This is a genomic window from Pseudomonas sp. LBUM1657, from assembly GCF_059716075.1.
This window is the reverse complement of sequence record NZ_CP166799.1, coordinates 1-15,302: the sequence shown is the minus strand read 5'-3', so window position 1 is coordinate 15,302 and position 15,302 is coordinate 1. Positions and strand designations below refer to the sequence as shown.

Annotated in this window: 14 protein-coding genes; 6 read left to right on the top strand and 8 right to left on the bottom strand. The window is 58.0% G+C overall.

Going from position 1 to position 15,302, the window contains the following annotated elements; translation table 11 throughout:
* The first annotated feature begins 10 nt into the window (after positions 1-10).
* Complete coding sequence (gene trkA, locus ACA055_RS00070) at positions 11-1,384, top strand: Trk system potassium transporter TrkA (RefSeq protein WP_497681807.1); 1,374 nt, start codon at positions 11-13, stop codon at positions 1,382-1,384.
* Between the two features lie 162 nt (positions 1,385-1,546).
* Entirely contained in the window at positions 1,547-1,861 is a 315-nt protein-coding gene (locus tag ACA055_RS00065; protein WP_497681806.1) for a tetratricopeptide repeat protein, read from the top strand.
* Here ACA055_RS00065 and ACA055_RS00060 read toward each other — a convergent pair whose 3' ends face one another.
* From ACA055_RS00060 to tag, 3 genes are all read right to left on the bottom strand, one after another.
* Positions 1,862-2,101: a PilZ domain-containing protein gene (locus ACA055_RS00060; RefSeq protein ID WP_497681805.1), complete on the bottom strand. Its 240-nt coding sequence runs from the start codon at positions 2,099-2,101 to the stop codon at positions 1,862-1,864.
* A gap of 72 nt (positions 2,102-2,173) precedes the next feature.
* Entirely contained in the window at positions 2,174-3,061 is an 888-nt protein-coding gene (locus ACA055_RS00055) for a lysophospholipid acyltransferase (protein ID WP_497681804.1), read from the bottom strand.
* Positions 3,062-3,101: 40 nt separating this feature from the next.
* Positions 3,102-3,659 (bottom strand): DNA-3-methyladenine glycosylase I, encoded by a 558-nt coding sequence (gene tag, locus ACA055_RS00050; RefSeq protein WP_497681803.1) that lies wholly within the window; start codon positions 3,657-3,659, stop codon positions 3,102-3,104.
* An 81-nt stretch (positions 3,660-3,740) separates the two neighbouring features.
* Here tag and glyQ point away from each other — a divergent pair, with 81 nt between their 5' ends.
* From glyQ to ACA055_RS00030, 4 genes are all read left to right on the top strand, one after another.
* Positions 3,741-4,694, top strand: a complete 954-nt coding sequence (gene glyQ, locus ACA055_RS00045; protein WP_003213601.1) for a glycine--tRNA ligase subunit alpha — start codon at positions 3,741-3,743, stop codon at positions 4,692-4,694.
* Complete coding sequence (gene glyS / locus ACA055_RS00040) at positions 4,691-6,745, top strand: glycine--tRNA ligase subunit beta (RefSeq protein WP_497681802.1); 2,055 nt, start codon at positions 4,691-4,693, stop codon at positions 6,743-6,745. Before glyQ ends, glyS begins: the two co-directional genes overlap by 4 nt.
* 4 nt (positions 6,746-6,749) lie before the next feature.
* Entirely contained in the window at positions 6,750-7,289 is a 540-nt protein-coding gene (gene gmhB / locus ACA055_RS00035; RefSeq protein ID WP_497684515.1) for a D-glycero-beta-D-manno-heptose 1,7-bisphosphate 7-phosphatase, read from the top strand.
* Between the two features lie 82 nt (positions 7,290-7,371).
* Positions 7,372-8,151 (top strand): lysophospholipid acyltransferase family protein, encoded by a 780-nt coding sequence (locus tag ACA055_RS00030; RefSeq protein WP_497681801.1) that lies wholly within the window; start codon positions 7,372-7,374, stop codon positions 8,149-8,151.
* A 174-nt stretch (positions 8,152-8,325) separates the two neighbouring features.
* Here the strand turns inward: ACA055_RS00030 and ACA055_RS00025 are convergent, their stop codons facing one another.
* The 5 genes from ACA055_RS00025 to dnaA form a co-directional block, all read right to left on the bottom strand.
* Positions 8,326-8,844 carry an Hcp family type VI secretion system effector gene (locus tag ACA055_RS00025; RefSeq protein WP_497681800.1) on the bottom strand — a complete coding sequence of 173 codons (519 nt, stop codon included), beginning with the start codon at positions 8,842-8,844 and terminating at the stop codon, positions 8,326-8,328.
* A 250-nt stretch (positions 8,845-9,094) separates the two neighbouring features.
* Entirely contained in the window at positions 9,095-11,512 is a 2,418-nt protein-coding gene (gene gyrB / locus ACA055_RS00020; protein ID WP_497681799.1) for a DNA topoisomerase (ATP-hydrolyzing) subunit B, read from the bottom strand.
* A 5-nt stretch (positions 11,513-11,517) separates the two neighbouring features.
* Positions 11,518-12,621, bottom strand: coding sequence for a DNA replication/repair protein RecF (gene recF, locus ACA055_RS00015; RefSeq protein WP_497681798.1), 1,104 nt, complete (start codon positions 12,619-12,621; stop codon positions 11,518-11,520).
* A 20-nt stretch (positions 12,622-12,641) separates the two neighbouring features.
* Entirely contained in the window at positions 12,642-13,745 is a 1,104-nt protein-coding gene (gene dnaN, locus ACA055_RS00010) for a DNA polymerase III subunit beta (protein WP_007948106.1), read from the bottom strand.
* Positions 13,746-13,784: 39 nt separating this feature from the next.
* A complete protein-coding gene (dnaA, locus tag ACA055_RS00005) occupies positions 13,785-15,302 on the bottom strand; it encodes a chromosomal replication initiator protein DnaA (protein WP_497681797.1) in 1,518 nt (505 codons plus the stop codon).

Here is a 15,302-nt window from a genome sequence, read left to right as displayed (position 1 = left end):
GAGTGACTGGATGAAAATCATCATCCTCGGCGCAGGCCAGGTCGGCGGTTCGCTGGCAGAACACTTGGCCAGCGAGGCCAATGACATCACGGTGGTCGACACCGACGGCGACCGCCTGCGCGACCTCGGCGATCGGCTGGACATCCGCACCGTACAGGGCCGCGGCTCGCTCCCGACCGTACTGCGTCAAGCCGGCGCGGACGACGCTGACATGCTGGTGGCTGTAACCAGCAGCGACGAAACCAACATGGTGGCCTGCCAGGTCGCCCACACGCTGTTTCACACGCCGACCAAGATCGCCAGGGTCCGCGAAGCAGCGTACCTGACCCGCACCGACCTGTTCGACAACGAAGCGATTCCGGTGGACGTGCTGATCAGCCCGGAGCAAGTCGTCACCAATTACATCAAGCGCCTGATCGAACACCCGGGCGCATTGCAGGTGATCGACTTTGCCGAAGGTAAGGCGCAATTGGTGGCCGTGAAGGCGTACTACGGTGGGCCGCTGGTGGGTCAGCAACTGCGGCAGTTGCGCGAACACATGCCCAATGTCGAAACCCGCGTCGCGGCGATTTTCCGTCGTGACCGGCCGATCCTGCCCCAGGGCGATACGGTAATCGAAGCAGACGATGAGGTATTTTTCATCGCGGCCAAGGCGAATATTCGTGCAGTGATGAGCGAAATGCGCCGCCTCGATGAGAGCTACAAGCGCATCGTTATCGCGGGCGGCGGGCAGATTGGTGAGCGCCTGGCCGAAGCCATCGAAAGCCGGTATCAGGTGAAAATCATCGAGATGAACCCGGCGCGCTGCCGTCATCTCTCGGACACCCTCGACAGCACCGTGGTGCTGCAAGGCAGTGCATCCGACCGCGATCTGCTGATGGAAGAGAACATCGCCGACGCCGACCTTTTCCTGGCCCTGACCAACGATGACGAAGCCAACATCATGTCGTCGTTGCTGGCCAAGCGCCTGGGCGCAAAGAAGGTGATGACCATCATCAACAACCCGGCCTACGTCGACTTGATCCAGGGCGGCGACATCGACATCGCCATCAGCCCGCAACTGGCAACCATCGGCACCTTGCTCGCCCACGTGCGCCGCGGCGATATCGTCAGCGTGCATTCATTGCGTCGCGGTGCGGCGGAAGCCATCGAGGCGATTGCCCATGGCGATGGGAAATCGAGCAAAGTCATCGGCAAGTCCATCGAAAACATCGGCCTGCCGCCGGGCACCACCATCGGCGCGATCATTCGCGACGAAGAAGTAATCATCGCCCACGATGACACGGTGATCGCGGCGGGCGACCATGTGATTCTGTTCCTTGTGGATAAAAAGCATATTCGGGATGTGGAAAAGCTGTTTCATGTTGGGTTGAGCTTCTTCTGATCCGGATTTTGCGGTGACCCGGTCCGGCCTCTTCGCGAGCAAGCCCGCTCCCACAGGGTATTTGTGTGCGCCACAGATTCAATGTGGGAGGCGGGCTTGCTCGCGAAAGCGGTCTCATTGGGACATATTGATCCCTGACTCCGCTCAACAAGGAATTTACCCATGATCGAATCCCTGGAAAAAATGCTCGCCAAGGGTGTGGATAACTCATTGCTGCGCTTCGGCTTGGGCAAGGGTTATCTCGATCTCGGGGAAAACGCCAAGGCTGCCGAGCATTTCCACCGCTGCGTCGAATTCGATCCGAAGTATTCGGCGGCCTGGAAGCTATTGGGCAAGGCGCATCTGGCTCTGGCGGACTATCCGGCCGCGCGTCAGGCCTGGGAGCAAGGCCTGGAAGCCGCCCGCGCCCACGGCGACAAGCAGGCGGAGAAAGAAATGACGGTGTTTCTGAAGAAGCTTGAACGTCAGGCGCACTGATCAGAGAAAGCGCAGGCCGACACCTTCGGCATCCACCAGCACCACTTCCATCCGCACCCGCGGCGCACCTGTGGGTAAGTCCTGCACCTGACCGTAAACCACCGCACCTTCAGGCAACGTCGCCAAGCCAGGATGTTTGACGTAGACGCCCGTGGTCGAAAGATTTCGGGTCTGGCCCAGGCATTCGCCGAGGCTTTCGTGACTGATCTTGATCCGGAATGACTTGCGGTGTTCGGACATCTTTCGCGCCCTTCAATGAACGGTTGTGGATAACCTCGTTGCCAAGGTTATCCACAGATCATGCCAATCGACTCAATACCAGCGCTCTTCACCGGGCGGACGCTTCTTGAAACGCTTCATGCTCCACATGTACTGGCTCGGATATGCCCGCACATAGCGCTCGACCACCTGGCTCATGGCGGCGCAGGACGTCTCGGTATCGGTGCTGTACATGGCCTCCGGCGCGGCTTCAAGGATCACCTTGTAACCCGAGCCGTCCGGTAGCCGCAGGGCGTGCAGGAACACGCCAACCGCTTTGCCGCCGGCAAGCATGTTCGGCACGAATTTGCTGGTCAGGGCCTGAGTGGCAAAGAACGGCACAAAGATCCCGGCGGATTCGGCCGGTTCCGGGTCAGCAGGAATGCCCACTGCACCACCTTTGCGCACTTCCTTGATGACGCTGAGGATGCCTTCCTTGGTGGACGCGGCGACCTTGTTACCCAGTTGTACTCGCTGCTTGCGCAGCAGGTCATCCACCGCCTTCAACTTCGGCGGACGATAGAAAATGATCGGTTTGCACTGGCTGCAATAGAAGTGGTTCAGCACTTCCCAGTTGCCCAAATGACTGGTGATACCCACCACACCTTTGCCGGAGGCGAGGGCGTCCTTCAAAACGTCCAGGCCTTCGACTTCACGCACCAGATCAATGGAACGCTGAGCCGGCCAGATCCAGGCGCAGGCGCTTTCGGTGAGGGACTTGCCGATGTCTCTCAGGCTCTGACCGACCAGACGTTCCCGCTCAGCCGGGTCCATTTCCGGGAAGCACTTGGCGAGGTTGATCCTCACTACATCGCGAGAGCGATTCGGGGTTTTCCACATCATCCAGCCGATGACCGAGCCCACGGCTTGTACGGCCCGCCACGGAAGCAGGGCAAACAACCGCAGAGCGCCTACCAGCAAGGCGCCTTTCAACTTATCCACAGGTCACTCCTGATCTTGTGCTGTGCGCGAGGCGGCTATTCTAACCGCCGTTCGCCAGGGTCGCGTAGCGATCGCAATCCCGGGTGTGGTCCATGACCATACCCGAGGCCTGCATCAGCGCGTAGCAAATGGTCGGACCGACGAAGGTGAAACCGGCTTTTTTCAAGCCTTTGCTCATCTCCACGGCGACGGGCGTGACCGCCGGCACTTCGGTGCGATCCTTGAAATGATTGATCTTCGGAACGCCTCCGACGAAGGACCAGAGAAACGCCACCGGATCCTCCAGCGCCAGCCAGGCCTGGGCATTGCGCCGCGCCGCGTTGAGTTTGAGGCGATTGCGGATGATCCCCAGATCGAGCATCAATTCATCGATTTCGGCGTCGCTCATTTGCGCCACGCGCTGTACGTCGAAGCCGAACAATACCTCGCGATAACGCTCGCGTTTACGCAGGACGGTGATCCAGGAAAGGCCGGCTTGGAACCCTTCAAGCAAAAGCAACTCGAACAATCCCTGCGCATCGCGTAGCGGCGTACCCCACTCCTGATCGTGATAAGCCATGTACAGCGGATCTTCGGAACACCAAAAGCAGCGTGGCATAAGGCTCCAGGGGGCGTGCGCAGGACCGAATCGGGTATACTCCCGCTCTTTAAATCGCAGCCCAAGAAACAGGTGAATTTCGTGAGCCAGCCTACGCCAGCCGTGCGTACCTTCCAAGACTTGATCCTCGCCCTCCAGCAATACTGGGCCGAGCAAGGTTGCGTGGTACTTCAGCCCTACGATATGGAAGTAGGCGCCGGCACTTTCCACACTGCCACGTTCCTGCGCGCCATCGGCCCGGAAACCTGGAACGCCGCTTATGTGCAGCCCAGTCGTCGCCCGACTGACGGCCGCTACGGCGAAAACCCGAACCGTCTGCAGCACTACTATCAATTCCAGGTAGTCCTGAAGCCGAACCCGGACAACTTCCAGGAACTGTACCTGGGCTCCCTCAAGCACGTCGGCCTGGACCCGTTGGTCCACGACATCCGCTTCGTTGAAGACAACTGGGAATCGCCGACACTAGGCGCCTGGGGTCTGGGCTGGGAAGTCTGGCTCAACGGCATGGAAGTGACGCAGTTCACTTACTTCCAGCAAGCGGGCGGCATCGAGTGCTACCCGGTGACCGGCGAGATCACTTACGGTCTTGAGCGTCTGGCCATGTACCTGCAAGGCGTGGACTCGGTCTATGACCTGGTCTGGGCTGACGGCCCGTTCGGCAAAGTGACCTACGGCGATGTGTTCCACCAGAACGAAGTGGAGCAGTCGACCTACAACTTCGAACACGCCAACGTCGAGAAACTGTTCGAGCTGTTCGACTTCTACGAAAGCGAAGCCAAGCGCCTGATCGAACTCGACCAGCCGCTGCCGTTGCCGAGCTACGAAATGGTGTTGAAGGCGTCCCATACCTTCAACCTGCTGGATGCGCGCCGGGCGATCTCGGTGACCGCGCGTCAGCAATACATTCTGCGAGTACGCACCCTGGCGCGTTCCGTTGCGCAAGCCTACCTGCTGGCTCGCGCCAAGCTGGGCTTCCCGATGGCAACCCCGGACCTGCGTGACGAAGTGTTGGCTAAGCTGGAGGCTGCACAATGAGTGCTCTGGATTTTCTGGTTGAACTGGGCACCGAAGAACTGCCACCCAAAGCCCTGAACACCCTGGCCGAGGCGTTTCTGGCCGGTATCGACAAGGGCCTGCAAGCCGCTGGCCTGAACTACGAGACCAAAACTGTTTACGCCGCACCGCGTCGTCTGGCTGTGTTGATCACCGATCTGGCCACTCAGCAGCCGGATCGCAGCATCAACCTCGACGGCCCGCCCCGTCAGGCGGCATTCGATGCCGAAGGCAATCCGACTCAAGCGGCTTTGGGCTTCGCCAAGAAGTGCGGCGTCGACCTGAGCGAAATCGATCAGAGCGGCCCGAAACTGCGCTACAGCCAAAGCATCGCTGGCAAGCCAACTGCGAGCCTGCTGCCGACCATCGTCGAAGATTCCCTGAACGACCTGCCGATCCCCAAGCGCATGCGCTGGGGTGCTCGCAAGGAAGAATTCGTTCGCCCGACTCAGTGGCTGGTGATGTTGCTCGGTGACCAGGTCATCGACTGCACTCTCCTTGCCCAGAAGTCTGGTCGTGACTCCCGTGGTCACCGCTTCCATCACCCGGAAAGCGTGCGCATCACTTCGCCGGCCAATTACCTGGCCGACCTGCGGGCTGCTTACGTACTGGCCGACGCGAACGAGCGTCGCGAACTGATCAGCAAGCGCGTCGAAGAGCTCGCGACGATGCAGGAAGGGACGGCGATCGTGCCGCCAAGCCTGCTCGACGAAGTGACCGCGCTGGTGGAATGGCCGGTGCCGCTGGTGTGCTCGTTCGAGGAGCGTTTCCTCGATGTGCCGCAAGAAGCACTGATCACCACCATGCAGGACAACCAGAAGTACTTCTGCCTGCTGGATGCCGACGGCAAGTTGCTGCCACGTTTCATTACCGTGGCCAACATCGAAAGCAAAGACCCGCAGCAAATCATCGCCGGTAACGAGAAAGTGGTTCGCCCACGCCTGACCGACGCCGAGTTCTTCTTCAAGCAAGACAAGAAGCAGAAACTTGAAGACTTCAACCTGCGTCTGCAGAACGTGGTGTTCCAGGAAAAACTCGGCAGCGTCTACGACAAGGCCGAGCGCGTTTCCAAACTCGCGGCGTTCATCGCTCAGCGCATCGGCGGCAACGCTGCATGGGCTTCCCGTGCGGGCCTGCTGTCCAAGTGCGACCTGGCGACCGAGATGGTCGGTGAGTTCCCGGAGATGCAAGGTGTCGCCGGTTACTACTACGCCCTCAACGACGGCGAGCCGCAAGACGTCGCCCTGGCCCTGAACGAGCAGTACATGCCGCGCGGCGCCGGCGCTGAACTGCCGACCACCCTGACCGGTGCGGCCGTGGCGATCGCCGACAAACTCGACACCCTGGTCGGCATCTTCGGTATCGGCATGCTGCCTACCGGTAGCAAAGACCCGTACGCCCTGCGCCGTGCAGCGCTGGGTGTGTTGCGTATTCTGATCGACAAGCAGCTCGACCTCGACCTGAACGACGCCGTGGCGTTTGCCGTGAATGCGTTCGGTACCAAAGTGAAGGCTGCCGGCCTGAACGACTCGGTGCTGGAGTTCATCTTCGACCGTCTGCGTGCCCGTTACGAAGACGAAGGTGTCGACGTCGGGACTTATCTCTCTGTTCGTGCCCTGAAGCCGGGTTCGGCCCTGGACTTCGACCAGCGCGTACAAGCGGTAGAGGCCTTCCGCAAACTACCGGAAGCCGCTGCCCTGGCCGCGGTGAACAAGCGCGTTTCGAACTTGCTGAGCAAGGTTGAAGGCTCCGTTCCTTCGGTCGTTGAAGCCAAGTACTTCGACAACGCCAACGAATTCTCCCTGTACTCGGCGATCCAGCAGGCTGACCAGGCTGTCCAGCCAATGGCTGCTGCGCGTCAGTACAGCGAATCGCTGGCGCGCCTGGCTGCCTTGCGCGAGCCGGTGGATGCGTTCTTCGAAGCGGTGATGGTCAACGCGGAAGACGCCAAGGTTCGCGCCAACCGTTATGCGTTGCTGGCGCGTCTGCGTGGGCTGTTCCTCGGCGTCGCCGACATTTCACTGCTGGGCTGAGGGGCTGCTGTTGAAACTGCTGATTCTTGATCGGGACGGGGTGATCAATTACGACTCCGACGCTTACATCAAATCGGTGGAGGAGTGGATTCCGCTCCCCGGCTCGATCGAAGCCATCGCGCAGTTGAGCAAGGCCGGCTGGACGGTAGCGGTCGCTACCAACCAGTCGGGCATTGCTCGCGGTTACTACGACATCGCCACCCTGGATGCCATGCATGAGCGCTTGCGCTCGCTGGTGGCGGAGCAGGGCGGTGCGGTCGGCCTGATCGTCTACTGCCCGCACGGGCCGGACGATGGCTGCGATTGCCGCAAGCCAAAACCGGGGATGTTGAAAACCATCGCCACGCATTACAACGTATCGCTGACTGATCTATGGTTCGTCGGCGACACTCTCGGTGACCTGGAAGCCGCCAAAGCCGTCGATTCTCAGCCAGTTTTAGTAAAGACCGGGAAAGGCGAAAAGACTTTGGGCAAGACCCTACCGGTGGGCACCTTGATTTTTGACGATCTGGCGGCGATTGCCGCAGAACTTATCCACAATTAGAGTGCTTCTGAGTTTCCTGTCAAAGGATTGATCGGGAGTGCGCTTTATATAGACGGGCAGAGCCCGCACGGTAAACGTCGCCATGTCGATACTGCAGGCCATCAGAACCTTCCTCTTTTACCTGCTACTGGGCACCACTTCCTTGCTTTGGTGCAGCCTGAGCTTTTTTATCGCGCCTTTTCTGCCGTTCAAGGCCCGCTATCGCTTCATCAATGTGTACTGGTGCCGGTGCGCCTTGTGGCTGAGCAAAGTCTTTCTGGGCATCAGCTATGACATCAAAGGCGCCGAGAATGTGCCGGACCAACCCTGTGTGATTCAGTCGAACCACCAGAGCACTTGGGAAACGTTCTTCCTCTCCGCCTACTTCGAGCCGTTGAGCCAAGTGCTCAAGCGCGAACTGCTCTACGTTCCGTTCTTCGGTTGGGCCATGGCCATGCTCCGGCCGATCGCCATCGACCGAGGAAATCCAAAAGCCGCCCTCAAGCATGTAGCAAAGAAGGGCGATGAGCTGCTCAAGGATGGCGTCTGGGTGCTGATCTTTCCGGAGGGGACGCGGGTTCCTTACGGCACCATCGGAAAGTTCTCACGAGGTGGTACCGCGTTGGCGGTCAATGCCGCACTTCCCGTGCTGCCGATTGCGCACAATGCTGGCAAGTTCTGGCCGAAAACCGGTTGGGCGAAAAAGCAGGGCGTCATCACCGTGATCATCGGCGAGCCTATGTACGCCGAAGGTAACGGGCCGCGAGCCATTGCCGAACTCAATGACCGAGTTCAAGCCTGGAACGAGCAGATGCAACGAGAAATGGGCTCGCTTCCAGCCGCTCCGGCTGCGCCGTCCTCTACTGATCAAGTCGCTGTCTGAGATTCTGTGGATAACCTGTGTACCGTTTCGTTGAAAAACGTCGAATTTAGTTTGTAGGTTTATGATTTATATACATATTTCGTAAACTCATAAAACTCGGGAAAAGGTGCATAAGTTTTTTTTGGGCGCAAAAAAACCGGCTGATATAGCCGGTTTTTTTATGCGTGCACTAACCTAGCGAGTATTCCGAGAACGCAAATCATCTTCACCAGAAGTTTGGGAAGCCACATGATCCCATATTATTTTCTGATAACTGAAATACACATCTTCCAGGTTTGTCAGGTGAGCCGTATCGGGGTCCAGGTAATGAGGCATTCGCGACTGCACATCAACAATCACAGCGTCTTCTAACCGTATGCTGTAGTAAAGTTCTTGGTGCCCTTCTTTGGAAGTACGGTACCACTCCAACTGACAGAACTCCAATCGCTCCCTGTTTGTTAATGCCTCAAATATCAAGGGCGATGATTTATCAAATACCTTTGTGATCATCAACGGTTTGTGGACCGGTTGACCCGTTGGTTGCCCTGTTTGAGGATCTCGAGGAATGATAATTTGATGGCTAAATGCCTGAATCAGGATTTCATCCTCGTGCTCATTTTCATAGGCGTTTCCAACAGACGGCTCAGTGAGCGCACCAGCACTGATAAGTCCCTGCTTTGTGCCTTTGATTGTTAAATAGGCGGGTGTTGGCATAACTGCATTCCCTGTTCGATATCCCAATGATTGATAGCTCCCGCAAGTCATGCACTTGGCGAGGAGGCGGTAGGATAAAGAGCACCGGAGGATGCCGTATGTAGGGCTTTTCTTTGAATTGCCGAGGTATTACGCCTGCGCTCTATATGAGAATTTGAGAAAGTCGTTGTTGAAGAGCGAACTGGACCCTCGGTTCAAAAAAAAGGCCAGCGCGATGCGCTGGCCTTTTTTATTTGGCAAATCCGCTGGATCAGAAGTCCAAGTTGGAAACCGCCAGAGCATTACTTTCAATAAAGTCACGACGAGGCTCGACCGCATCACCCATCAGGGTGTTGAAGATCTGGTCCGCGCCAATGGCGTCTTCGATGGTCACTTTGAGCATCCGGCGCTGGCTTGGGTCCATGGTGGTTTCCCATAGCTGATCCGGGTTCATTTCACCCAGACCTTTGTATCGCTGGATGGTGTGACGCTTCGTACTTTCAGCCATCAGCCACTCAAGTGCTTCCTTGAACTCGGTAACCGGCTTCTTGCGCTCGCCACGCTGGATGTACGCGCCGTCGTCCAGCAAGGTGCTCAGTTGAGCGCCCAGGGAGACAACAGTCTTGTAGTCGTTGCTGCCGAAGAAGTCGCGGTTGAACGTGACGTAGTTCGACAGGCCATGGGAGATCAGTTCGACCTCTGGCAGCCAGACGTTACGTTCACGGTCTTCACGCAGGCTGGCTTTGTAGACCAGGCCGGACTTCTCGACGGTGCGCAGGCGAACTTCGTACTGAGCCATCCAATCCTGCATCGCTGCGTGATCGGACAGTTGCTCCAGGCTTACCGCAGGCAGGTAGATGAAGTGCTCGGTCAGCTCCTGCGGGTACAGGCGCGACAGACGCTTGAGGGTCTTCATCACCAGACGGAAGTCGTTCACCAGGCGCTCAAGGGCTTCGCCAGAGATACCAGGTGCTTCTTCGTTCAGGTGCAGGCTCGCGTCTTCCAGGGCCGACTGCGTCATGTACTCTTCCATGGCGTCGTCGTCTTTGATGTATTGCTCTTGCTTGCCTTTCTTGACCTTGTACAACGGAGGTTGAGCGATGTAGATGTAGCCGCGCTCGATCAGCTCCGGCAACTGACGGAAGAAGAAGGTCAGCAGCAAGGTGCGGATGTGCGAACCGTCGACGTCAGCATCGGTCATGATGATGATGTTGTGGTAGCGCAGCTTCTCGATGTTGTACTCGTCGCGGCCAATGCCGCAGCCCAGTGCGGTGATCAAGGTGCCCACTTCTTGCGAAGAGATCATCTTGTCGAAACGCGCCTTCTCGACGTTCAGGATCTTACCCTTCAACGGCAGGATGGCCTGGGTCCTACGATTGCGTCCCTGCTTGGCGGAGCCGCCAGCAGAGTCACCTTCCACGAGGTAGAGTTCGGAGAGGGCAGGGTCTTTTTCCTGGCAGTCGGCCAGTTTGCCCGGCAGACCGGCAATATCCAGCGCGCCTTTACGACGGGTCATCTCACGGGCTTTACGCGCCGCTTCACGAGCACGAGCCGCGTCGATCATCTTGCCGACGACCAGTTTGGCTTCGTTAGGGTTTTCCAATAGGAAGTCGGAGAAGTACTTGCCCATTTCCTGTTCGACCGCAGTCTTCACTTCGGAAGACACCAGCTTGTCTTTGGTCTGGGAGCTGAACTTAGGATCCGGCACTTTCACCGAGATGATCGCGGTCAGGCCTTCACGGGCGTCATCACCGGTGGTGGCGACTTTGTGCTTTTTGGCCAGACCTTCGGCTTCGATGTAGGTGTTCAGGTTACGCGTCAGCGCGGAACGGAAACCCACCAGGTGAGTACCGCCATCGCGCTGCGGAATATTGTTGGTGAAGCACAGCAGGTTCTCGTTGAAGCTGTCGTTCCACTGCAGAGCGATTTCCACGCCAATGCCGTCTTCGCGCTGAATGTTGAAGTGGAACACCTCGTTGACCGGAGTCTTGTTGGTGTTCAGATATTCAACGAATGCACGCAGGCCGCCTTCGTACTTGAACAGCTCTTCCTTGCCGCTGCGCTCATCCTTGAGGACGATGCCGACACCGGAGTTGAGGAAGGACAGTTCACGAATCCGCTTGGCCAAGATGTCCCAGCTGAAGTGGATATTCTTGAAAGTCAGATCGGAAGGCTTGAAGTGGATCTGGGTACCGGTGGTTTCGCTTTCACCGACGATTTTCATCGGCTCTTTTGGAACACCGTGAATGTAAGTCTGTTCCCAGATCTTGCCGCTGCGGCGAACAGTCAGAACCAACTCTTCGGACAGGGCGTTCACAACCGAGACGCCTACGCCGTGCAGGCCGCCGGATACTTTGTAGGAGTTGTCGTCGAACTTACCGCCGGCGTGCAGCACGGTCATGATGACCTCGGCTGCCGAGACGCCTTCTTCTTTGTGCACGTCTACCGGGATGCCACGACCGTTGTCGCGAACGGTGATGGATTCGTCCGGGTGGATGATGATGCTGATGTCGTCGCAGTGGCCAGCGAGAGCTTCGTCGATCGAGTTATCGACCACTTCGAACACCATGTGGTGCAGACCGCTGCCATCGTCGGTGTCACCAATGTACATACCGGGACGTTTGCGTACGGCATCCAGGCCTTTCAGCACTTTAATGCTCGTTGAGTCGTACGTATTTTCTTCGCTCAATGCCTTCACTCCCGATGGTCGTGGGTCTGGGTGATACGGCCCTGTTCCACGTGGAACAGAGCGACTGGCGTTTCCGTCTGCCAGCCTTCCCTCAATAATTCGTGATCTACACAGGTAATAAACACCTGGCAGCGTAAGTCTTCCAGCAAGCGGCAAAGCGCGCGGCGGTGGTGCTCGTCCAGTTCGGACGGCAGGTCATCCACCAGATAAATACACTGGCCGCGTCGGGCTTGGCTGACCAAGTGCCCTTGGGCAATCCGCAATGCACAGACCACCAACTTTTGCTGACCGCGGGACAAGATGTCCGCGGCGTTATGTGCGCCCAATCGAAGACGCAAATCAGCGCGTTGTGGTCCGGCCTGGGTATGACCCATTTGCTGGTCCCGCTGAAGGGACCCTGCGAGCACTGCACTCAGCTCCCGGTCTTTGTCCCAACCTCGGTAATAGCTGAGCGTTAAGCCCTCAAGCTCAACCAGTTCGCTCAAGGTCTGTTCAAAGACTGGTTTCAAGGCTTTGATATAAGCGCGGCGGTATTCATCGATTTCAGCGCTGGCCTGGCACAGTTCCCTGTCCCAAACCGCTTGCGAAACGGCGTCAAGTGTACCATGCCGCAGCCAAGAGTTTCTCTGGCGCAAGGCCTTCTGCAAGCGCTGCCAGGTGGACATGAACTGCGGTTCCACGTGGAACACACCCCAGTCGAGAAACTGTCGGCGAATCTTCGGTGCGCCTTCCAACAAGCGGAAGCTGTCCGGGTTGATCAACTGCAGCGGCAGGATCTCCGCCAGTTGTGCCGCGCTACGGGCATTCTGTCCGTCGATGCGGATCTGGAACTCCCCTTGGCGATCCCGGGAGATACCCAAAGCGCTGTGCCCGCCCTCGGCCAACTCCACCTGCCCAAACACGGTACAGGCAAGCTGCTCATACTGAATGACCGGTAACAAGCGGGTGCTGCGAAACGAACGGGCCAGCCCCAGCAGATGAATGGCTTCCAGAACACTGGTTTTGCCGCTGCCGTTGGCGCCGTAAAGAATGTTGATTCGGGGGGAGGGGGAGAAGGTCACCGGGTGCAGATTGCGCACCGCGGTGACCGAGACGCGACTTAAGGACATCTAGCTTCTGCTGAGCATGATTACAGACGCATCGGCATGACAACGTAGGCCGAGTCGTCGTTGTCGGACTCTTGCACCAGCGCGCTGCTGTTGGAGTCGGACAAGATCAGGCGAACCTGCTCAGTGGTCATCACGCCCAGCACGTCGAGCAGATAGCTGACGTTGAAGCCGATTTCCAGGGAGCCACCGTTGTATTCAACGCCCACTTCTTCTTCCGCTTCTTCCTGTTCCGGGTTGTTTGCCTGAATCTTCAGTTGACCATTGGCCAGTTGCAAACGGATACCGCGGTACTTCTCGTTGGACAAAATAGCGGTACGGCTGAACGCTTCACGCAAGGCCTGACGATCACCCAGTACCAACTTGTCACCGCCTTTTGGCAGAACGCGCTCGTAGTCCGGGAATTTGCCGTCGACCAGTTTCGAGGTGAACGTGAACTCGCCGGTGGTGGCGCGGATGTGGTGCTGACCCAACACGATGCTGACGATGCCGTCTGGCTCAGTCAGCAGACGCGCCAGCTCAAGGATGCCTTTGCGCGGCACGATGACCTGGTGGCGATCCGGCTGACCAATATCGGCCTGCATCGAGCACATCGCCAGGCGGTGACCATCGGTGGCTACAGCACGGATGATCCCGGCCGAAACTTCCAGCAGCATGCCGTTCAGGTAATAACGCACGTCCTGTTGAGCCATGGCGAAGCTGGTGCGCTCGATCAGGCGACGAAGTTTGCTTTGCTCGAGGCTGCACGTCAGCGATCCCGGGCCTTCTTCCACCGTCGGGAAATCGTTGGCTGGCAGGGTCGACAGTGTGAAGCGGCTACGGCCGGCTTTCACCACGAGCTTCTGCTCATCGACCTTGATATCGATCAGCGCGTCGTTCGGCAAACTCTTGCAGATGTCCATCAGCTTGCGTGCAGGCACGGTGATGGAACCCGGATCCGCAGGCTCTTCGAGTTGTACACGACCAACCAGCTCGACTTCCAGGTCGGTTCCCGTCAGCGACAGTTGCTGGCCTTCGACAACCAGCAGCACGTTGGAGAGCACCGGCAAGGTCTGTCGGCGCTCGACGACGCCTGCGACCAGTTGCAGGGGTTTCAACAGGGCTTCGCGTTGAATGGTGAAATGCATGGTCTAGTCCCTTGCCTTAATAAGCTGCGCTGGTGTTCATCAAGTGGTCAGTGTACGCAGCAGGTTCTTGTAGTCCTCGCGGATGTCCGCGTCGGATTCCTTAAGTTCGTTGATCTTACGGCAGGCGTGCAAAACGGTTGTGTGGTCGCGGCCGCCAAACACATCGCCGATTTCCGGCAGGCTGTGGTTAGTCAACTCCTTGGACAACGCCATTGCAACCTGACGCGGACGAGCCACCGAGCGTGAACGACGCTTGGACAGCAGGTCGGAGATCTTGATTTTGTAGTACTCGGCGACGGTGCGCTGAATGTTATCCACAGAGACCAATTTGTCTTGCAGTGCCAACAGGTCTTTCAAGGATTCGCGAATCAGCTCGATAGTGATGTCGCGGCCCATGAAGTGCGAGTGGGCGATCACGCGTTTGAGCGCGCCTTCCAGCTCACGGACGTTGGAACGAATACGCTGGGCAATGAAGAACGCCGCATCGTGGGGCAGATCGACTTTGGCCTGGTCGGCCTTTTTCATCAGGATCGCCACGCGGGTTTCCAGCTCTGGCGGCTCGACGGCCACCGTCAAGCCCCAGCCAAAGCGGGATTTGAGCCGTTCTTCGAGGCCTTCGATTTCTTTCGGGTAGCGGTCACTCGTGAGAATGACCTGCTGTCCACCTTCAAGCAGGGCGTTAAAGGTGTGGAAAAACTCTTCCTGGGAACGCTCCTTGCGGGCGAAAAACTGAATGTCATCGATCAGCAATGCATCCACCGAACGGTAGAAACGCTTGAACTCGTTGATCGCGTTCAGCTGCAAGGCCTTGACCATATCCGCCACGAAGCGCTCGGAATGCAGGTAAACAACCTTGGCATTCGGATTCTTCTTTAACAGGTGGTTACCCACGGCATGCATCAAGTGGGTTTTACCCAGGCCCACGCCACCATAAAGGAAGAGCGGGTTGTAACCGTGCTTCGGGTTGTCCGCCACTTGCCAGGCCGCGGCCCGTGCCAGTTGGTTGGACTTGCCCTCAACGAAGTTTTCGAAGGTGAAGGTACGGTTCAGGTAGCTGGTGTGCTTTAGCGCGCCTTCAACCTGCACCGTGCGCTGTTCGGCGCGAACCGGGGCTTGTTGCGAACTGGCGCCGGCCATTGGGTCGAAGCTGTCACGCGACGGCTCTTCACTGACCTCGGCGACTTTTTGCGTCGAGCGCTTGGTCGGGGCAGTAGCCGTAGGCGCCGGAGCGCTGACTGGCGCTTGAGCGGCCTGAGCCTGGGAGACCGCGGCGGCCAACGGAGCATTTGGGGCTGCACGTGGTGCCGAACTGCGTTTGCTGCCTATTAATAAGGAAAGCGCAGGCGCCATGCCATTGCCATGCTCATCCAGCAGTTCAAGGACACGGCCCAGGTACTTTTCGTTGACCCAGTCGAGAACAAACCGATTCGGTGCGTAGACACGCAACTCGTCGCCTTCGGCTTCGACCTGTAGTGGACGGATCCAAGTGTTGAATTGTTGGGCAGGCAGCTCATCGCGCAAAAGCTCCACGCACTGCTGCCAAAGTTCCACTGACAC